The 19,192-nt window shown below is 61.5% G+C and carries 22 protein-coding genes; 9 read left to right on the plus strand and 13 right to left on the minus strand.

From position 1 onward, the window contains the following. Positions 1–203: 203 nt before the first annotated feature. The 4 genes from cpaB to NCS00_RS18870 all read right to left on the minus strand — a co-directional run bounded on the left by cpaB (position 204) and on the right by NCS00_RS18870 (position 2,818). Positions 204–1,166, minus strand: a complete 963-nt coding sequence (cpaB, locus tag NCS00_RS18855; RefSeq protein ID WP_250440718.1) for a Flp pilus assembly protein CpaB — start codon at positions 1,164–1,166, stop codon at positions 204–206. Between the two features lie 12 nt (positions 1,167–1,178). Beyond that, entirely contained in the window at positions 1,179–1,688 is a 510-nt protein-coding gene (locus NCS00_RS18860; protein WP_350029726.1) for an A24 family peptidase, read from the minus strand. A gap of 32 nt (positions 1,689–1,720) precedes the next feature. Further along, the gene (locus NCS00_RS18865; RefSeq protein WP_250440720.1) at positions 1,721–1,912 is read right to left on the minus strand and encodes a Flp family type IVb pilin; all 192 of its coding nucleotides are present in this window, start codon (positions 1,910–1,912) and stop codon (positions 1,721–1,723) included. A gap of 474 nt (positions 1,913–2,386) precedes the next feature. Beyond that, positions 2,387–2,818, minus strand: a complete 432-nt coding sequence (locus NCS00_RS18870) for a low affinity iron permease family protein (RefSeq protein ID WP_008352912.1) — start codon at positions 2,816–2,818, stop codon at positions 2,387–2,389. A 54-nt stretch (positions 2,819–2,872) separates the two neighbouring features. On the opposite strand from NCS00_RS18870, the gene NCS00_RS18875 reads away from it, so the two are divergent. Further along, the gene (locus NCS00_RS18875) at positions 2,873–3,445 is read left to right on the plus strand and encodes a DNA-3-methyladenine glycosylase (protein ID WP_008352911.1); all 573 of its coding nucleotides are present in this window, start codon (positions 2,873–2,875) and stop codon (positions 3,443–3,445) included. A 4-nt stretch (positions 3,446–3,449) separates the two neighbouring features. Here the strand turns inward: NCS00_RS18875 and NCS00_RS18880 are convergent, their stop codons facing one another. From NCS00_RS18880 to NCS00_RS18895, 4 genes are read right to left on the minus strand one after another with little or no spacing between them, the layout of a single operon-like run. Beyond that, positions 3,450–4,640, minus strand: coding sequence for an ABC transporter substrate-binding protein (locus tag NCS00_RS18880; protein WP_008352910.1), 1,191 nt, complete (start codon positions 4,638–4,640; stop codon positions 3,450–3,452). A 31-nt stretch (positions 4,641–4,671) separates the two neighbouring features. Beyond that, positions 4,672–5,379: an ABC transporter ATP-binding protein gene (locus NCS00_RS18885; protein ID WP_249798690.1), complete on the minus strand. Its 708-nt coding sequence runs from the start codon at positions 5,377–5,379 to the stop codon at positions 4,672–4,674. Beyond that, a complete protein-coding gene (locus tag NCS00_RS18890; RefSeq protein WP_250440721.1) occupies positions 5,376–6,161 on the minus strand; it encodes an ABC transporter ATP-binding protein in 786 nt (261 codons plus the stop codon). The genes NCS00_RS18885 and NCS00_RS18890 overlap by 4 nt, the downstream gene beginning before the upstream one ends. Beyond that, positions 6,158–8,038 (minus strand): ABC transporter permease, encoded by a 1,881-nt coding sequence (locus NCS00_RS18895; RefSeq protein WP_250436033.1) that lies wholly within the window; start codon positions 8,036–8,038, stop codon positions 6,158–6,160. Before NCS00_RS18895 ends, NCS00_RS18890 begins: the two co-directional genes overlap by 4 nt. Before the next feature lie 201 nt (positions 8,039–8,239). Here NCS00_RS18895 and NCS00_RS18900 point away from each other — a divergent pair, with 201 nt between their 5' ends. From NCS00_RS18900 to NCS00_RS18910, 3 genes are all read left to right on the plus strand, one after another. Beyond that, positions 8,240–8,431, plus strand: coding sequence for a hypothetical protein (locus NCS00_RS18900; protein ID WP_008352906.1), 192 nt, complete (start codon positions 8,240–8,242; stop codon positions 8,429–8,431). 147 nt (positions 8,432–8,578) lie between these two features. Continuing rightward, positions 8,579–9,913, plus strand: a complete 1,335-nt coding sequence (locus NCS00_RS18905; RefSeq protein WP_008352904.1) for a glutamine synthetase family protein — start codon at positions 8,579–8,581, stop codon at positions 9,911–9,913. Between the two features lie 13 nt (positions 9,914–9,926). After that, positions 9,927–11,303: an aspartate aminotransferase family protein gene (locus NCS00_RS18910; protein ID WP_250440722.1), complete on the plus strand. Its 1,377-nt coding sequence runs from the start codon at positions 9,927–9,929 to the stop codon at positions 11,301–11,303. Here the strand turns inward: NCS00_RS18910 and NCS00_RS18915 are convergent. Together NCS00_RS18915 and NCS00_RS18920 are read right to left on the minus strand one after the other, a co-directional pair. After that, a complete protein-coding gene (locus NCS00_RS18915; RefSeq protein ID WP_008352900.1) occupies positions 11,287–12,183 on the minus strand; it encodes a LysR substrate-binding domain-containing protein in 897 nt (298 codons plus the stop codon). The genes NCS00_RS18910 and NCS00_RS18915 overlap by 17 nt on opposite strands. Positions 12,184–12,250: 67 nt before the next feature. Further along, a complete protein-coding gene (locus tag NCS00_RS18920; protein WP_008352899.1) occupies positions 12,251–13,204 on the minus strand; it encodes a 2-hydroxyacid dehydrogenase in 954 nt (317 codons plus the stop codon). A 254-nt stretch (positions 13,205–13,458) separates the two neighbouring features. Here NCS00_RS18920 and NCS00_RS18925 point away from each other — a divergent pair, with 254 nt between their 5' ends. Continuing rightward, a complete protein-coding gene (locus NCS00_RS18925; protein ID WP_250440723.1) occupies positions 13,459–14,841 on the plus strand; it encodes an MFS transporter in 1,383 nt (460 codons plus the stop codon). 52 nt (positions 14,842–14,893) lie between these two features. On the opposite strand, the gene NCS00_RS18930 is transcribed toward NCS00_RS18925, so the two are convergent. After that, positions 14,894–15,529, minus strand: coding sequence for a TetR/AcrR family transcriptional regulator (locus tag NCS00_RS18930; RefSeq protein ID WP_008352896.1), 636 nt, complete (start codon positions 15,527–15,529; stop codon positions 14,894–14,896). A gap of 151 nt (positions 15,530–15,680) precedes the next feature. Between NCS00_RS18930 and NCS00_RS18935 the strand changes: the two genes are divergently transcribed. From NCS00_RS18935 to folE, 4 genes are all read left to right on the plus strand, one after another. Beyond that, the gene (locus NCS00_RS18935; RefSeq protein ID WP_250440724.1) at positions 15,681–16,112 is read left to right on the plus strand and encodes a YybH family protein; all 432 of its coding nucleotides are present in this window, start codon (positions 15,681–15,683) and stop codon (positions 16,110–16,112) included. Between the two features lie 14 nt (positions 16,113–16,126). After that, entirely contained in the window at positions 16,127–16,570 is a 444-nt protein-coding gene (locus tag NCS00_RS18940) for a VOC family protein (protein ID WP_008352892.1), read from the plus strand. Between the two features lie 72 nt (positions 16,571–16,642). After that, on the plus strand, positions 16,643–16,846 hold the full coding sequence (locus NCS00_RS18945) for a hypothetical protein (RefSeq protein WP_008352891.1): 204 nt from the start codon (positions 16,643–16,645) through the stop codon (positions 16,844–16,846). 90 nt (positions 16,847–16,936) lie between these two features. Further along, positions 16,937–17,587, plus strand: coding sequence for a GTP cyclohydrolase I FolE (gene folE, locus NCS00_RS18950; protein WP_008352890.1), 651 nt, complete (start codon positions 16,937–16,939; stop codon positions 17,585–17,587). Positions 17,588–17,668: 81 nt separating this feature from the next. On the opposite strand, the gene epsC is transcribed toward folE, so the two are convergent. Both epsC and NCS00_RS18960 read right to left on the minus strand, forming a co-directional pair. Then, the gene (gene epsC / locus NCS00_RS18955) at positions 17,669–18,661 is read right to left on the minus strand and encodes a serine O-acetyltransferase EpsC (RefSeq protein ID WP_239294389.1); all 993 of its coding nucleotides are present in this window, start codon (positions 18,659–18,661) and stop codon (positions 17,669–17,671) included. Between the two features lie 111 nt (positions 18,662–18,772). Continuing rightward, positions 18,773–19,006 (minus strand): hypothetical protein, encoded by a 234-nt coding sequence (locus NCS00_RS18960; protein WP_008352888.1) that lies wholly within the window; start codon positions 19,004–19,006, stop codon positions 18,773–18,775. Positions 19,007–19,192: the final 186 nt, after the last annotated feature.

Consider the following 19,192-nt stretch of genomic DNA (forward strand, 5'->3'; position numbering starts at 1 on the left):
CTGCGCCGCCGCTACGGACCCCGCCAGCAGCGCGCCGGCGCACGCGAGCGCGATTCGTGCGTTCCGCACGGTTCGCGCGCTCCGTCTTTCGATGCTGCTGAAGTCCAACTGCGTTCTCATGAGATTCGATCCTGGCACTGTGCTGCCGTGACTTGATGCTGCTGCTCCATATCGGCGCCGCGTTCGGCCGCGGCGGACGATGCTCATCGGGCCGGCACGCTGGGAATCGGCGGCGCGGCGTCCGACGATCCGCCGACCTGCGCGACCGTCGCACCGGCTTCGCCCTTCTCCGATCCGCGATAGATCGTGACCGGACGCGCGGGCGCCGCCACGCGAACCGGCGCGCTGACCTGCGTCTGGCGCGAGCGCGGCAGATCGCGGACGGCGCGCGAGATGTCGCCGGCCCAGATCGGCGCGTGCTGCGCGGACGATGCAGGCGCCGCCGCAGTCGCCGATGCGTTCGGATCGCGCTTGTCGGTCGCGAAGCTGCGCAGCGCGAGCGAAAGGGAACCGAGGCGCGCCGCCACGGCGACGACCTCGCCCATGCGCGGCGTCACTTCGAGCGTCACGGTGCGGGCGCGCGCGATGGGCTCGCTGCTGTCGCCGTTGTTCTTGGGCCGCTTGATCTCCGAGCCGACGGCCAGCACGCGTACGTGCTCGACCACGGTTTCGCTCGATACGGCCATGTCCGGCGAATCGGTGCGGCGCTCCATTTGCTGCGTCAGCAACAGATCGACGTAATCGCCCGGCTGAATCAGACCTGCGTTGCCGGAGACGTCATCGACCGCGACGGACACGGCGCGCATGTCGGGCTTGAGCGTCGCGGCGAGAAAGCCGGGTGCGTTCGGCAAAAAGACATCGGCCGCGGTCAGCACCGCGCCGCTCGCGGCCGGATGGCGCAGCAGCGCGCCCTTGAGGTCGGGCGCGTTCTGCGCGCCCGAAATGATCGCGTTGGGCGGAATCTGGTTGGCGGGCATCGCCTTCCACGCGAGGTCTTCGTCGCGCAGAAGCAGGCCTTGGGGCAGATCAGCGGCGCTCACCTGCACCTTCTCGGTCGTCACGGGCTGATTGGCCTGGCGCGAAGCGCTCGCGACCACGACGCGCACGATGAGCGCGATGAGCAGCGCGCCGATCAGAAGCATGGCGAACTTGATGATGTTGGACATGAGCGCGCCGTCCTATCGGATCGCAAAGAAAGGCATGAGCGCCGGCAGCACGATCACGAGACCGCCGCCGAGCGCGAGGGCCACGCCGTACGGAACGCCGCGCGCGCCGGAGAACATCGCGAGCGCTTTCATGGGCATGAACCGTTGCACGGGGGCCATGTGGCGCGTCGCGAGGCTGATGAGGGACACGACGGTCCCGATCACGGAAATCAGGGTTAAGGCGGGCAAGGACAAAGCGAGTCCGGCCCAGAGAAAAATCACGGAGGCGAGTTTCGCATCGCCTCCGCCCAGCATTTTCGCCGCGAACAGCACGGCGCAGACCAGGAATACGCCAATCGCGAGCAGCAGATGCACGATGACATCGTCGACCGGCATGCGGCGCGCCAGCGCGTCGGCAAAGAAGAGCGCCCCGACGACCAGCACGATTTTGGTCGGCAGGCGTCGGGAGCGCACGTCGATGACCGCGAGCCAGAGCAGCACGCAGAGCACGATCAGGCGGATGGCAAGAGACAAGAGCTGCACGTTGGTCTCGTTGTTGTGTGGGCGCGAGCCCTTTAGCTGCCGCTACCGGTGCTTTGTGCCGACGAGACCTTGCTGAACAGGCTCGAGAACATCGAGCTGACACTGGTGCTGAACGTGCTCGCCATCGCGCCGAGCGCCAGCACGACGATGCCGGCCAGGACTGCATACTCCATCGCGCTGACGCCGCGCTCATCGCGCACGAATGCCTTCATCAGTTTGCGCATTTTTCTTTCCTTCAAGGGTTTAGGTAGGTGTGGGCCCGGCAAAAGGAATACCGGGCAGGACCCATCCTAGCCATTTTGGGAAGGAATAACTTCGCGAATTAAAGCCTGAAATGGCCTCTTTCCGAGGTTTAGAAAAACGATGCGCGCGCCCTTTGTCGGCAACAATCCGAAATACTTTAGAGAGTGGATTTTTTCTTTTTTTATTTTTAACCAATCGACAAGACGGGCGCCCTATCGTTTTAAGCAGATCCCGCAAACTTTAGAGAAACCGTTTACTGATGTCTGGCGAAATGCGCTCGTAAGAAACGGCTCGACAAAACCTGAGCGATCCGGAGCCAAGCGCGCGGCGCAGCGCGAACCGCGCCGCCGCGAAAACGCAAGATTACCTTTTATTACCTGCTTTTGTCACGCAGTTTGCGCAACTCGCAAGATTATTATCCAAGGGCCCCTCTTTCATGCCTTTCCATGCAAGCTTTATCCATCGCGCTTCTCGTCTTGTGGAAAAGAAGGCATGTCGATATCGCTGCTTGCCGAGCGGAAATTATCGCGCGCTTCTTGCGCGAGCTTTTCATAACGCTTGCGAAAAACCGTAAGTTCCTTTTCATCGAGCTCTTCGAGATCGAGCAGCGCGTTATGCGCCTTGTCGATTGCGCGAATCAGTTCGTCGAGCTTGATCTGCATCGCTGCGGTGTCGCGGTTCTGCGTGTTCTGGATCAAGAACACCATCAGGAAAGTGACGATCGTCGTCGACGTATTGATGACGAGCTGCCATGTATCGCTGAAGTGAAAGAGCGGTCCCGAGACGGCCCAGACGATCACGAGCACCACGGCGATGACGAAGGTCGATGCGCGGCCCGCTAATTGCGCGAGCGCATTCGAGAACCTGAGAAACCACGAAGTCTTCATTCGGCGTCTCCTGAGCTTGAGGATCTGCTACGGGGCGCGGCTAGAATACCGCTTGTGAACACGAAGCCCAAACCCATCGATTTCTACGCGCCGTCCGAGATCGTCGCGCAACGCCTGATCGGCGCGATCGTGACCGTCGACGGTATCGGCGGCCGCATCGTCGAAACGGAAGCGTACGACCGCGAAGATCCGGCCTCGCATAGCTTCTCCGGTCCGACGCCGCGCAATGCAGCCATGTTCGGGCCGCCCGCGCATGTCTATGTCTATCGCTCTTATGGCATTCACTGGTGCATGAATTTCGTGTGCCGCGAAGCCGGTCATGGCGCGGGCGTGCTGATTCGCGCGATCGAACCGCTCGTCGGCATCGATGAAATGCGCGAGCGGCGCGGCCTTGCGCCGATCAAACTGCTGTGCTCGGGACCGGGCCGCGTCGCGCAGGCGCTCGGCATCACGCACAAGAACAATGGCATGTCGCTGCTCGAAGCGCCGTTTCATATCGAGCCGCCCGAGGAAGAATGCGCGATCGTTCAAGGACCGCGCATCGGCATCAGCAAGGCGATGGACGTGCCGTGGCGTTTCGGGCTTGCCGGTTCGAAATTCGTCAGCAAGCCCTTTCCGAAGGATTGACGCTTCAGTCAGCCGGACGCAGCTTCTTCACTTCATCGTCCGATGGCTGCACGCTCGCGCCATCGACATAACGGAAGGACGTCATCACGCCCTTGCCGTCTTTCAGCCCGGTTACGCCGACATACGCGCCCATCGTCGATTGATTGTCCTCCTTGCGATACGTGATCGGACCGAACGGCGTATCGACAGGCAAGCCCTTGAATGCGGCCGCGAGCTTGTCGGCGTCGGGCGAGCCCGCTTTCTTCAGGCCGTTCGCAATCGACATCATCGCCGTATAGCCGACGACCGATCCGAGGCGCGGATAGTCGTGATACTTCGCCTCGTAAGCGGCGACGAACTTCTTGTTCGCCGGCGTATCGATCGAATACCACGGATAACCCGTCACGATCCAGCCGACCGGCGCTTCCTTGCCGAGCGGATCGAGATAATCCGGCTCGCCCGTCAAAAGCGATACGACCGCGCGATTCTTGAACAGGCCGCGCGTATTGCCTTCACGCACGAACTTGCCGAGGTCCGCGCTGAAGAGCACGTTGAAGATGCCGTCGGGCTTTGCATCGGCGAGCGCTTGCGTGACCGCGCCTGCATCGATGTTGCCGAGCGGCGTCGCCTGCTCCGCGACGAACTCGACATCCGGCTGCGCGGCCTTCAGCAAGCGCTTGAACGTGGCCACCGCCGATTGCCCGTACTCGTAGTTCGGATAGACGAGCGCCCAGCGCTTCTTGCCGAGTTTCGCGGCTTCGGGCACGAGCATCGCGACCTGCATGTAAGTCGAAGGACGCAGCCGATATGTGTACTTGTTGCCGTCCTGCCAGACGATCTTGTCGGTGAGCGGCTCGGCTGCGAGGAAGAAGATGCGCCGTTGCTTGGCGAAGTCCGCGAGCGCGAGACCCGTATTCGACAGATAACCGCCGAACAGCAATTTCACCTGCTCGCGCGCGACGAGCTCTTGCGCGACGCGCACCGTATCGCCGGGATTGCCGTTGTCGTCGCGCGAGACGACTTCGAGCTTGTTGCCGTTGATGCCGCCCGCCGCGTTGATCTCGTCGAGCGCGAGATTCCAGCCGTTCTTGTACGGCATGAGAAACGCGGGCTGCGCCTTATAGCTATTGATCTCGCCGATCTTGATGGTGTCGGCGTGCGCGGCGAACGCCATGCCCGCTGCGATGGCCGCGATAGTGAAGCGCATTGGCGCCATTGAATCTTCTCCTCTCCGTTTGAATGATCGTTTAAACACCGAGCAACTCGCGGCGCGCGGCATCGTCGCTCGCGAATGCGTGCATCGGGCCTTCATGGCGAATCTGCCCTTTTTCCAGCACATAAACGCGATCGCTGACGAGTTCCGCGAAATGCAGATTCTGTTCCGACAGCAGTATGGCGAGCCCTTCGCGCTTCAGTTCGAGAATCATATCGGCCATTTGTTCGACGATGACAGGCGCGACACCTTCCGATGGCTCATCGAGCAACACGAGGCGCGGATTGCCCATCAGTGTGCGCGATACGGTCAACATCTGCTGCTCGCCGCCGCTCATGCGGCTCGCGCGGCGATTGCGCATTTCGCCGAGATTCGGGAACACGCGAAAGAGCTTTTCGGGCGTCCACGATGGCGCATCTTCGCGCGGCGGCTGCCGACCCGTGTCGAGGTTCTCCATCACCGTGAGATCGCCGAACACGCGGCGATCTTCGGGCACGTAACCCAGCCCCTTGCGCGCGATGCGATGCGGCGCCATGCCCGCGATGTCTTCGCCCATGAACGACACCGCGCCCGATATGCGCGGCAGAAGACCCATGACGGCTTTCATCGTCGTGGACTTGCCCGCGCCGTTGCGGCCCATCAGCGCGACCACTTCGCCTCGTCCGACTTCGAAGCCGACATCGAACAGTATTTGCGCGCGGCCATGGAACGCATTCAACGCATCGACTTTGAGCAGCGTCATGACGATGCCCCCGCATTCAACGCCGCACGCGGCGCATACGATGCGCCCGTGCCGAGATAGACCTCGCGCACGCGGGCATCGTCGCGGATCGCTTCGGCATCGCCTTGTGCGATGAGACGTCCGCGCGCGAGCACGATCAGCTTGTCCGCATGTGAAAAGACCACGTCCATGCTGTGCTCCGTGAACAGCACGCCGATGTTGCGCTCTTTCGCGAGACGCGCGGTGAGCGTCATCAATTCATTGCGTTCCTGTGGCGCCATGCCAGCGGTCGGTTCGTCCATCAACAAGAGCTTCGGATGATTTGCAAGCGCGATAGCAAGCTCGACGCGCTTCACGTCGCCGTATGCGAGCACCGCGCAACTGCGGCGCGCATGCATCGCCATGCCGACGAGATCGAGCAACGCCATCGCTTCGTCTTCCCTCCACGATTCGACGCGCCCGAACGGCCTGTAGGTGCGCCGCTCGCGCGAAAGCAATGCCATCTGCACGTTTTCGAGTACGGTCATCGAATTGAAGGTCGCGGCGATCTGAAACGTGCGCGCGACGCCACGCCGCCAGATATCGCGTGGACGCATGCCCGCGATATCGTGACCGTCGAAGCGGATCGCGCCAGAAGTCGGCTTGAGCTGACCGTTGATCATGTTGAAGCACGTCGATTTGCCCGCACCGTTCGGACCGATCAGCGCGAGCAATTGACCGGCTTCGAGATCGAATGAAACGTCGTCGACGGCGTGCACACCGTCGAACGACTTCGAGAGATGCGCGACGGATAGCAGGCTCATTGCGCCTCCCTGAAAAAGCGCTCGCGCACGAAACCCGCGATGCCTTGCGGAAACGCGATGACGAGCACGAGGATCGCCGCGCCGAGCAGCGCTTGCCAGTAGTCGGTCTGACGCGCGACGGCATCCTGCAGCCAGGTGAACACGCTCGCGCCGACGATCGGACCGGCAAGCGTCTGGATGCCGCCGAGCAGGACCATCACGAGGCCGTCGACGGAGCGGCCGACGCTGATCGCTTCCGGCGAGATGTTGCCCTTCGAGAACGCATAGAGCGAACCCGCGAGCCCGCACACGAGCGCCGCGACGATGAACGCGGCCCACTGCACGCGCGCGACGTTCACGCCGATCGCTTCGGCGCGCAACGGCGAATCGCGACCGGCGCGCATCGCGAGACCGAGCGGCGAGAAAAGCATGCGTCGCAAAAGCCATACGCCGATGACGGCGAAGAAGAGCGTGAGGTAGTAGAACGCGACGGGAGACGATAGCCACGGTGACGGCCAGATGCCCAATATGCCGTTGCTGCCGCCCGTCACGGCATCCCATTGAAAGACGACGGACCAGACGATCTGCGCGAACGCGAGCGTGAGCATCGCGAGATACACGCCCGATAAGCGCACGCAAAACCAGCCGAACACGATCGCGCCGATGCCCGCAATCAGCGGCCCGAGCACGAGCGCGGCTTCCATTGGTAACGCGAATACCTTGAGAAACAGCGCCGCGCCGTATGCGCCGAGGCCGAAGTACGCCGCATGACCGAACGAGTGCATGCCGCCCGGTCCCATGATGAAGTGCAGGCTCGCGGCGAACAGCACCGCGATCATGATCTCGACGAACAGCACGGGCATGTACGGAAACGCAACGGCGGCGAGCGGCGCGAGCGCAAGCGCGATCACGGCGATGAACGCCGCGATCCTCATGTTTCGCGTGGCGGGTAGCAAAGGCCGGTCGGCGGGCGCGGCGGAACGTGCGATCGTCTGCGGACGGCCGAAGAGTCCCCACGGACGCAGCACGAGCACGACCGCCATTACGACGAACTCGGCGACGAGCGTGAACTTCGACAGCGAGAAGCCGACGCCCATGATCGTTATGTTCCCGATGCCGATGCACATCGCCTTGATTTCGGCGATCAATAGCGCGGCGACGAACGCGCCCGGAATCGAGCCCATGCCGCCGACCACGACGACGACGAACGCATTGCCGATGGTCTCGATATCGAGCGAGAGATTCGCCGACATGCGCGGCACCTGCAGCGCGCCGCCGAGTCCCGCAAGCATCGCGCCGACGAAGAACACGCCGGTAAAGAGCCACGCCTGATTGACGCCGAGCGCGCCGAGCATCTCGCGATCCGCGCTCGCCGCGCGCACGAGCGTGCCCCAGCGCGTGCGCGTGAGCGCATACCAGAGCATGAACAGCACAAGCGGGCCGATGACGATCAGCGCGAGATCATAGGTGGGCAACGCATGACCGAGCAATTGCACCGCGCCTTCGAGATGCGGTGCGCGCGGGCCGAACAGATCTTCCGGTCCCCAAAGCCACAGCGCCGCATCGCGAATGATGAGCACGAGCGCGAACGTGGCAAGCAGATGAAACAACTCCGGCGCGCGATAGATGCGCCTCAGCACGCTCACTTCTATTACTGCGCCGATCGCGCCGACCAATAGCGCGGCGCCCGCGATCGACGCCCAGAACCCCGCGACGCTTTCGCCGAAGCGGCTCGCCAGGCTGTACGCGACATACACGCCGAGCATATAGAGCGAGCCGTGCGCGAAGTTGACGATGCGCGTGACGCCGAAGATCAGCGACAGTCCCGAAGCGACGAGAAAGAGCGCAGAAGCATCGGCGAGGCCGTTGACGAGTTGAACGAGCAGGTTGGAGAGCATCGGCTCTGTGAGCATTTCGGCGGAAAGAGCCGACATTATCGATGAATTGCGCAACCTTCTCGTGGCGCGACAGAAACATCCGGCGTGAAAACCACTGGAAAAAACGTATTGACGGCGTTTATGTCTCGTATATGCTCGCTGAAGGGCAATTGTCGGCATGGGCAATCGCTCTGCAAATCCACTCGACCAACGAGTCTTATCGTGAAAGTCCAAAGCCCTCTGGCACGCAGGAGCCATCACTCCCGCGCCGATCGCTGCGGCAAGCTTCCCGATCGCCGCTTCCTGTCGGTTCTGACCGTCCTCTCCCGCCGCTGCGTGCGGCGTCGCAACGCGATTTCCGCGCGCGCGTTCATCGCCGTGCATTGCGTCGGCGCGGCTTCGCTGCTGCCGTAGCGCCTCCTCTCGTTTTCTCCTCGAGCTGCTGTTGGTCCGCGCGCGTGCGCCCGCACGCGTGAACGCGCGCGTCCTGCTTCTTCGCGCATTCGCGATGCATCGCGAAGGCCGTGGACGCGTGCGCCCTATCGAAACGTGAGAACGAACATGGAACGCATCGACGAATTCCTGCGAAAACATCGCATCACCGAAGTTGAAGCGATCATTCCCGACATGGCCGGCACCGCGCGCGGCAAGATCATTCCGCGCAGCAAGTTCGAATCGGGCGAAGCGATGCGCCTGCCGCAAGCCGTGATGATCCAGACCGTGACGGGCGACTATCCCGTCGATGGCAGCTTCACCGGCGTCACCGATCCCGACATGGTCTGCGTGCCCGATCCCGCGACGATCCGCCTGATTCCGTGGGCCACCGATCCGACCGCGCAAGTCATCCACGATTGCGTGCATTTCGACGGCACGCCTGTCGCCATTTCGCCGCGTCGCGTGCTGCGCGAAGTGCTTCATAAATTCGCCGCCAAGGGCTGGCGGCCTGTCGTCGCGCCCGAACTCGAGTTCTTTCTCGTCGACATGAATCGCGATCCCGATCTGCCATTGCAACCGCCGGTCGGCAGAACGGGGCGCGCGGAAACGGGGCGTCAGGCGTACTCGATCGATGCCGTCAACGAGTTCGATCCGCTTTTCGAAGACATCTATGAATACTGCGAGATGCAGGAGCTCGAAGTGGATACGCTGATTCACGAAGTGGGCGCGGCGCAGATGGAAATCAACTTTCTGCATGGCGATCCGCTCAATCTCGCGGACCGCGTGTTTCTTTTCAAGCGCACGGTGCGCGAGGCCGCGCTGCGCCACAAGATGTACGCGACCTTCATGGCGAAGCCGATGGAAAACGAACCCGGTTCGGCGATGCATGTGCATCAGAGCCTCGTCGATGACGAGACCGGCCGCAATCTCTTCACCAATCGCGAAGGCGAACCGACGGGACTCTTCTATAGCTACATCGCCGGCTTGCAGAAATACACGCCCGCGCTCATGCCGATCTTCGCGCCGTATATCAACTCTTATCGCAGGCTATCGCGCTTCATGGCCGCGCCGATCAACGTGCAATGGGGCTATGACAACCGCACCGTCGGCTTTCGCGTGCCGCACTCGTCGCCGCAGGCACGACGCATCGAGAATCGCATTCCGGGCGTCGATTGCAATCCGTATCTCGCGATTGCCGCCACGCTCGCCGCGGGTTATCTCGGCATGACGCAACATCTCGAACCGACCGAACCGCTCGCGAGCGATGGTTATCGCCAGCCTTATCAATTGCCGCGCAATCTCGACGAAGGCCTCACGCTGATGGGCGCTTGCGAGCCGCTTGCCGAAATGTTCGGCGAGAAGTTCGTGCGCGCCTATCTCGCGCTGAAGGAAACCGAATACGAAGCGTTCTTCCGCGTGATCAGTTCGTGGGAACGCAAGCATCTGCTATTGCACGTTTGAAGGAGCCGACAACATGAACGATCGAATCGATTCGACGGCGCATTACCGCGCGCTCGACGCCGCGCATCATCTGCATCCGTTCTCCGATATGGGCGCGCTCAATCGCGCGGGCAGCCGCGTGATCGTGAAGGCCGAAGGCGTGTATCTGTGGGATTCGGAGGGAAAGCGCATCATCGACGGCATGGCGGGCTTGTGGTGCGTGAACGTCGGCTATGGACGCCGCGAACTCGCCGATGCCGCACTGAAACAGATGCAGGAACTGCCTTACTACAACACCTTCTTCAAGACGACGCATCCGCCGATCATCGAGTTATCGGCGATGCTTGCCGATGTCGCGCCCGCGAAGTTCAATCGCTTTCTCTATTGCAACAGCGGATCGGAGGCCAACGATACGGCGCTGCGCGCCGTGCATCGCTATTTGGCAGTGCAAGGACAAACGAAAAAACGCTATGTCATCGCGCGTGCGAATGCGTATCACGGCTCGACGATCGCGGGCGCAACGCTCGGCGGCATGAGCTATATGCACGAGCAGATGCCATCGAAGATGGAGCATGTCGCGCATATCGATCAGCCATACTGGTTCGGTGAAGGCGGCGCGATGAACGAAGAGGAATTCGGCATTGCGCGTGCGCGTCAGCTCGAAGATATGATCGTCGAACTCGGCGCGGAGAACGTCGCCGCTTTTATCGGCGAGCCGTTTCAGGGCGCGGGCGGCGTGATCTTTCCGCCATCGAGTTATTGGCCGGAGATCGCGCGCATCTGCCGCAAGCATGACGTGCTCTTGATCGCCGATGAAGTGATCGGCGGCTTCGGCCGCACAGGCGAGTGGTTCGCGCACGAGCACTTCGGCTTCGAGCCGGATGTCATCACGATCGCAAAAGGTCTTACGAGCGGCTATGTGCCGATGGGCGCCGTCGCGCTATCGGATCGCATCGCGAATGCAATCGTGAATGGCGGCGAATTCAATCACGGCTTCACGTATTCGGGGCATCCGGTCGCGGCTGCAGTGGCCGTGGCTAACCTCAAGTTGCTGCGAGACGAAGGCATCGTCGCGCGCGTAAAGCACGATGCGGGGCCGTACTTTCAAAAGCGATTGCGCGAAGCGTTAAGCGATCATGCGATCGTCGGTGAAATTGCGGGCACGGGGCTCGTCGCCGGCATTCAGCTTGCCGAAGACCGCGCGACGAAGAAGCGCTTTGCCAATGGCGACGATATCGGCACGATATGCCGCGACTTCTGTTTCGCGGGCAATCTCGTGATGCGCGCGAGTCACGATCGCATGTTGCTTTCGCCGCCGCTCGTCGTCACGCATGACGAGATCGACGAAATCGTCGATAAAGCTCGCGCCGCCATCGATGCGACCGCGCGCGCGATCACGCACGCCGCGTAGCGAAGTATTCCGCCGCCATGTGCCTAAACGCCGTGACGGCGGGATTGTCTTGATCGGCACGCCACGCCATGCTCATTTCGGCCTGAACGGCGTTGCCCGCAATTTCCCTGAACTCGACACTGTCGTAATGAAACCGTTGCGACGATGCGGGCAGAATCGATACGCCCAGCCCTGCACGCACGAGCGAAAGAATGGTCGGCGTCTGATCGATGTATTGCGTGAAGTGCGGCTTCACTTCATCGGCGACGAGCATGCTCATGATGCGGTCGTAGAAGTATTTGCCGTGCGTGGGCGAATGCATGATGAAGGGCTGCTCGTGCAACTGCGTGAGTTCGAGCCGGTCGAAACGGCACAGCGCGTGTCCCGCGGGCAATGCGACGATCATCGGCTCGCGGTCGACGAGAAGAAACTCCACTTTCTGCCGCGAAGGCAGCGGCCGCATGAAGCCGAGATCGATCGCGTTTGCCTCGAAGGCTTCGATCTGCGCGACGGAAATCATCTCGAGCAGCACGACGTCGATATCGGGCAAATCGCGCTTCGCAGCGACGAGCAGTTCGGGTATCAGCTCATAGCCCGCCGCGCCCGTGAAGCCAATGCGTACGCGCCCGGTCTTGCCCTTGCTCGCGCGCCTCACGGTGCTTTCGGCTTGCTCGGAAAGATTGAGCAGGCGCGTTGCATCGGCGAGAAACACGCGCCCTTCGGTCGTCAGCTTGACCGTGCGCCCGACGCGCTCGAACAGCTTCACGCCGAGGTTTTCTTCGAGCAGATGAATCTGTCTGGAAAGCGGCGGCTGCGTCATGTTGAGCAGCGCGGCCGCGCGCCTGAAGTTCAGTTCCGTCGCGGCCGCAACGAAGCAACGTACTTGTCCGAGATCGAGCATTCGTAATCGACGTTGAGGTGATGGCCGATCATTATATGTTCGCCCCGGACGCGTTCATGCGCGTGCGTCAGGTCGTGAGGCTGCCTTCGGGGCGCTGTCCCGCAAGAGCCTGAGCGAGACTCGCGAGCACCATCTCGCCCATCGCCGTGCGCGATTCGACCGTTGCGCTCGCGCGATGCGCCTGCAGCACGACGCGATCCATGCCGAACAATTCGGCCGGCACATTCGGCTCATCGACGAAAACATCCAGTCCCGCGCCCGCGATCACGCCACGCGACAGCGCTTCGACGAGATCGCTTTCCTCGACGAGCTTGCCGCGCGCGATGTTGATGAGATAACCGTCCTTGCCCAACGCATCGAGCACGGCCGCATTAACGATGCCCTTCGCTTTATCGGCTGCCGCGGCGAGCACGAGAATGTCGCTCTCGCGCGCAAGCGACAGCAGATCGGGCACGAAGCGATAGTCGATATCGTCCATCGCGCGTACATCGGTATAAGCGATCGGACAACCGAACGCGGCGGCGCGTAGCGCAATCGCGCGGCCCACCTTGCCGAGGCCCACGATGCCCACGCGCTTGCCGCTGAATCGGCGCGACAACGGAATCGCGCTCGGGCTCGGGTTGTTCACCCACTTGCCGGTCTTCACGAAATCGTTGCCGGGGCAGATCTCGCGCAGCGTGGTCAGGATGAGACCGATGGCGAGATCGGCAACATCTTCGGTCAACGCGCCGAACGTACCCGTCACCGGCAAACCGCGCGAGCGCGCGAATTCGAGGTCGACGGCATCGGTGCCGACGCCGTTCACCGCGATCACCTGCAACGCAGGCAAGCGTTCGATGAGATCGTTGGCGATGCCCGTATGTCCGCCGGTAATCACGCCGCGAATCGAAGCGCCGTGTTCGCGGATATACGCGTCCTTGTCTTCCTGCTCGAACAGCCGATGCATCGTATAAAGCGCATTCAGCTTTTCATTGATGGCCGGTACGAGGATGGGATTGAGTTGCAGAATGCTCGGCTTCAATTCGCGTGCTCCATGGTGTTCGTTGCGATTTGGAGCGGATCATGTCTGCTTTCGGCGATAACGTCCAATCCCAAAACGCTATCAATTGATCCACGAATCGACGCATTGCATGCCGCGCTTCGATCGATTCAATCCGGGAATCAGGTAATAGCAATAAAAGATTGGACGCTCTTGTCCACGCTCCCCACAATTCGAAGCATCGGAAGGCACATCGACAATAAAGCCTTGCACATAACATCGGAGACAACAGCGCAATGAACAACGCTGACGGCATCGTCGCTTCCTCAAAAGCGGAACCTGTTGCGGAGAGACACACGAAACACCGCTGGGTCGTGATGGGACTGATCTTCTGCATCTGGGCGATCGCGTGCGCGGATCGCGCCAACTTCGGCATCGCGCTGCCGTATCTGAAGAGGGAATATCACATCACCAATACCGAGGCCGGTCTCATCGTGAGCCTGTTCTCCTTCGCTTATGGCTTCGTGCAGATTCCCGTCGGCCTCCTCTACAAGCGACTCAGCGAAAAGACCACCGGCCTGCTGTTTTCCGTCTTCATGATTCTCACGTCGGTATTCACCGGATTGATGGGCACGACATCGTCGGTGTTTCTGCTGATGGCGTATCGCGTGGGTCTCGGCTTGTCGGAAGGACCGCTCGGCATCGGCTGCACCAACGTCATCAACCGATGGTTTCCCGCAAAGGAAAAAGGCACGGCCACCGGCCTGTGGATCGCGGCATCGAAGCTCGGGCCGCTGATCGTGCCGTCGGTGTGCATCATCGTGATCCAGTTGTGGGGATGGCGCGAGATCTTCTATGTGTTCGCGGTGCCGGGCATTCTGCTCGCCGTCGTATGGATGTTCTTCGTGACGAACTCGCCCAGCGAGAATCGCTTCTGCTCGCCCGCCGAGCGCCGCTACATCGCCGATGAAACGACCGTCGGCAGCAACGGCGGCAAGTCGCTGTCGCGCGCGCGCATGACGCCGATGCCCCGGCTCGACGCTATCAATCGCACGAAGCGCGTGCCGCAGCTCGAAACGATTCGCCAGGTCTTCGGCTCGTGGAATATCTTCGGCATCGCGCTGGGCTATGGCTGCATGATCGGCATCAGCAACATCTTCATCTCGTGGATTCCCACTTATCTCGTGACAGTGAAGGGCTTCGCTTCGGTGAAGATGGGCTTCCTTGCATCGGCGCCTTTCATCGGCGCGGTGACGGGCAACATGCTCGGCGGCATCATCTCCGATCGTCTGCTTGGCGGACGCCGCAAACCGATGATGATGCTCGGCGCGCTCGGCACGATGCTGATGACCTTCCTGCTGATCGATGCGCCCGACAGCGTCGCCTATCTCGGCGCGGCGCTGATGCTCGCGGGCCTGATGCTCGGCATCGGCTTCGCAGGCTACTCCGCGTATCCGATGGGTCTCGCAACCAAGGCCACCTATCCGACGGCGTTCGGCATCGTGAACTCGGTCGGACAAATCGGCGGCGCCTGCGCTCCGCTCGCGGTCGGCCTGCTGCTCGACAGCTATAACTGGACCGCGGTCTTCCTGTACATGGTCGGGACCGCGACGCTGTGCCTGCTCTTGTTGCTCAGCGTGGTCGAACCGATAACCGACTCATCGGAACCGGCGAAATGAAATTCAGTTGATTCGATGATGCTTCGCGCCGCTCCGTGCGGCGCGATTTCTTTCAGAGACCGCCCTCGACCATATCGAGAAGCCGCTCGGCAAGCGGTTCGATCTGCGTGCGCTTCAGCCCCTGCAAAGGGCCTTCGATCAGTAAGAGCGCGAAGCCGTGCACCGCGCTCCATGCTAGATATTCCGCTTCGGGCCGGCGTTTCGCTTCGAGCGCGCCCGCCTCGACCATGTCGTCCAGCGCGCGGCTCAGCAACTCGAACGGATCGAGACCGCCCGGCCCCGCGCCATAGGTTTCCTCGTGTTCCGTCCATTCCGTTTGCGGCGCCGCGAACGCCGTGCGAAACAATCCCGCTTCCTTTTGCGCAAAACGAAGATATCCCGTGCCGATGGCGCGCAAACCCGCGCGCGCCGCATCGGCACGGCGGCGCTTCTTCGGGCGCGACGCGAGTTCCTCTTCCATTGCTTGCGCGACGAATGACAGCGCCGCCGAGCGTACCGCCGATAGCAATTCCTGACGGCTCCCGAAGTGACGATAGGCCGCGTTCGGCACGACGCCCGCCCGGCGCGTGGCTTCCCGCAAGACGATCGCATCGGGGCCGCCTTCGCGCGCGAGTTCGATTCCCGCATCGATCAGCGCGCGTCGCAAATCGCCATGTCGATAGGTGCTGCGCGGCTTGCCATTTGTCATTTTGATTCGTGTGACTTCGATTATGTGGACACTGTTCATTATCTCTGCTACTTTTTGTGGACGGTGTACACAACACAAAAAATAGTTCTGCATCGGTGTTTGCCGTTGCATTGTCACGACGCGGCGGCATCGTATGCGAAAGGAGGTTCGCATGGCGAATACAAATGATCGTACGGATCCGCATGACGATATCGCGCGCATCCGCGAAATGATCGAGGCGTGGCGGCAGGCAGTGCTGGAGAAAGACGTCGATACGCTCGTCAGCCACTACGCGCCGGATGTCGTCGTGTTCGACGTCGTGCCGCCCGCGTCGATCAGGGGCATCGAGCACTATCGCGAGAACTGGCGGCGCTGGTTCGACAGCATGAAAGCCCCGCTCTCATTCGAAATGCGGGAAGTGGAAGTCGCCGCGAGCGGCGATCTGGCTTACGCGCACTCCGTCAACCGCGTCGCCGTGGGCGAACAGGAGGACATCGTGCGCGCGACCGTGTGCTTCAGAAAGATCGATGGCGACTGGCGTGTCGTGCACGAGCACGCATCGGTGCCGCTCATGATGGATATGGACCCTGACGAAACGTCATAACTCAAGGAGCAGTCATGCAAGTGCAACCCTATTTGTTTTTCGAAGGCCGCTGCGAGGAAGCGATCACGTTCTATCGCGAGAACCTGGGCGCGCAAGTCGTCATGATGATGCGCTTCAGCGAAAACCCCGACGCCGGCAAGGCCGAAGCCGCGAGCGGTTGCGGCGTGCCGTCGGGATCGGAAAACAAGATCATGCATGCGGCATTCACCATCGGCGATTCAATGGTGATGGGCTCCGACGGCATGTGCAGCGGCAACACCGAGTTCAAGGGCGTATCGCTTTCGCTCACGGCCGATGACGAACAGCAGGCGGAAAAATACTTCAACGCGCTATCAAACGGCGGCCAGGTGCAGATGCCGATGACGCAAACCTTCTTCGCCAAGCGCTTCGGCATGGTGACGGACAAATTCGGCGTCAACTGGATGGTGCTCGGCGGCGTCGAAGGTCAGCCGCAATAAGCATGCGACGACCGTCCGGCTGGAACGCGGCTTGCGCGCCTTTCATCGCATCGATTCGAAAGGAGGCGCACCATGAGCAACTACGCCGGACGTTCTCAGGAAGACCGTATCGCGCAACGCAAGGGCAATAAGCAGACAGCGCAGGAACAGCCGGGCGGGAACATGGCCGAACCCGGCACGGAGCCCAACAAGGACCATAGCAGCGGCGTGCTGACGGAAGAAGGCAAGCAGGTGTGGCGCACGGGTTCGGGCATCGACGGTGGGGGAAAGACCTGACATCCGTATCGGCCTCTGAAACGTGAAACAATGGCGGGGTGCCAAAAATATCGCATGTACTATTTGCACCTTGACTCATAGGAGCTTTCGATGAGCGCCCCGCGCAAAAACAATCTTTCAGGTTCGGACATGCCTGCTGATGGAGCCGATCGTCCGACCCGCGAGGAAGCCGAAGCCGCTGTCCGTGTTCTGTTGCGCTGGGCGGGCGACGACCCGCGCCGCGAAGGCCTGCTCGATACACCGGGCCGCGTCGTGCGCGCATATGAAGAGTTTTTTGCGGGCTATACGCAGAATCCGCATGACATCCTCGCTCGCACGTTCTCGGAAGTGCAAGGCTATGACGAAATGATCGTCCTGAAGGACATTCGTTTCGAGAGCTATTGCGAGCATCACATGGTCCCGATCATCGGCCGCGCGCATGTCGCTTATCTGCCGAACAAACGCGTCGTCGGCATTTCGAAGCTCGCGCGTCTCGTCGACGCCTTCGCGAAGCGTCTGCAGATTCAGGAGAAGATGACCGCGCAGATCGCCGATACGCTGAACGAAGTGCTGCAGCCGCTCGGCGTCGGTGTCATTCTGGAAGCCGCGCATCAATGCATGTCGACGCGAGGCGTGCACAAGGCGGGCGTGTCGATGGTCACCTCGCGCATGCTCGGCTCATTCCGCGACGATCCATCGACGCGTCGCGAGTTTCTTGCCATCGTCGGCAATCAGAACGCGTTCAGCGTGTCGAATACGTAAGGCCGCCGCAAGCAAAGCGCACGCGCGAACGCAAACGCAAGCAAACGCAAGCAAACAAAAAAGGGCCTCGCGGCCCTTTTTTCATGCGCCGAATCCGTTGCCCGGCGTGCCCGGTCCCGAACCTTCGCGAATCTTGCCCTGCGATACGTTGCTGCCCGGCGGCACGCTATGCGTGAGCCACACATTGCCGCCGATGACCGAGCCTTTGCCGATGGTCACGCGGCCGAGAATTGTCGCGCCCGCGTAGATGACGACATCGTCCTCCACGATCGGATGCCGTGCGTTGCCTTTGACGAGCGCGCCATCGCTCGTCGAAGGAAAGCTCTTCGCGCCGAGCGTCACGGCTTGATAGACGCGCACATGCTGGCCGATCACCGCCGTCTCGCCGATCACGACGCCCGTGCCGTGATCGATGAAAAAGCTCGGCCCGATGGTCGCGCCCGGGTGAATGTCGATGCCCGTCAGCGAATGCGCGATCTCGTTGATAAAGCGCGCGAGCAAGGGCACGCCGAGCTTGTGCAACGCATGCGCGAGACGATGATGCGTCATCGCCCAGACGCCCGGATAACACAGCAGGATCTCGGTGATGTGCTGCGCCGCCGGATCGCCGGTGAAAGCAGCTTGTATGTCGCTTACGAGCAGCGCGCGGATATGCGGCAACTGCGCGCCGAACTCGCGCGCGATCGCGAAGGCTTGCGCGGAGAGATCGGCTTCGCTCGTATCGCGATGTTCGGGCAGGAAGCGCAGCGCGCGGCGAATCTGTTCGCGCAACAGACGCAAGTTGGTTTCGAGCGTTTGCCCGACATAGTAGTCGACGCTTTCGTCGGTCAGATCGGGCGCGCCGTAATGCGTGGGAAAGAGCGCCGAGCGCAGGCCGTTGACGATCCCGACGATGGCCTCGCGTGAAGGCAGTTCACGTATGCCGAGCGGATGCCGCGTGCGATGAAGCTCTTCGCGCGACTGGCGCAAGTCCGCGACGATGCGGGCGAGGCCCCATTCCTGAGGCGTGTCGAGCGCGGTGTCGCGGGATGTTTCGAGCGGCGGTACTGCGCCGAACGTGGGCATGTTCTGCATGTCGGGCAAGAAGCGAGGGACGGATTAAACGACAAGCGTAACCGGTTTTGCGAAAGCCTGCCGTCCGGCCGATCGCGCACCCGCGTCCCCGATGCTCGCGCGGAACATCGCTCAGGCTGTGACGTTGCTTGCGTCGATCCAGCGCACGGCCCAGTCGCGCGCGTGCGCGATGGCTTCGCCTTCGTTGCGGAATCGCAGCTCCGAAGGAAAGAATCGGTTCGCGACGAGCTCGCCATCGCTCGATCGCGAGATCACCACGTACGGCTGGTAGCTGCCATCTCCGGCCCGGGCGGGCGCGCAGTTTAGAAGGTAGCCTCGATGTGAAAAGGCTGCATCGTGTTGCATGAGTCACCTGTGTGAAAGTGCCCTGCTCGTTCGAATCGCATTGCTCTTTTTCGACGGCAAGGTAACGCGCCCTCCTGATTGCTCGAGTTTCGCGTATTGCGCTTTGCCGCCGACAGGTTCCAAATAATACTTGCAGGAAATCGGCTTGGGGTCGAAAAAAGGCCTGAAATTTTAAGTATCTCCGAA

The sequence above is a fragment of the Caballeronia sp. AZ1_KS37 genome (assembly GCF_023631165.1).
GTDB lineage: Bacteria > Pseudomonadota > Gammaproteobacteria > Burkholderiales > Burkholderiaceae > Caballeronia > Caballeronia zhejiangensis.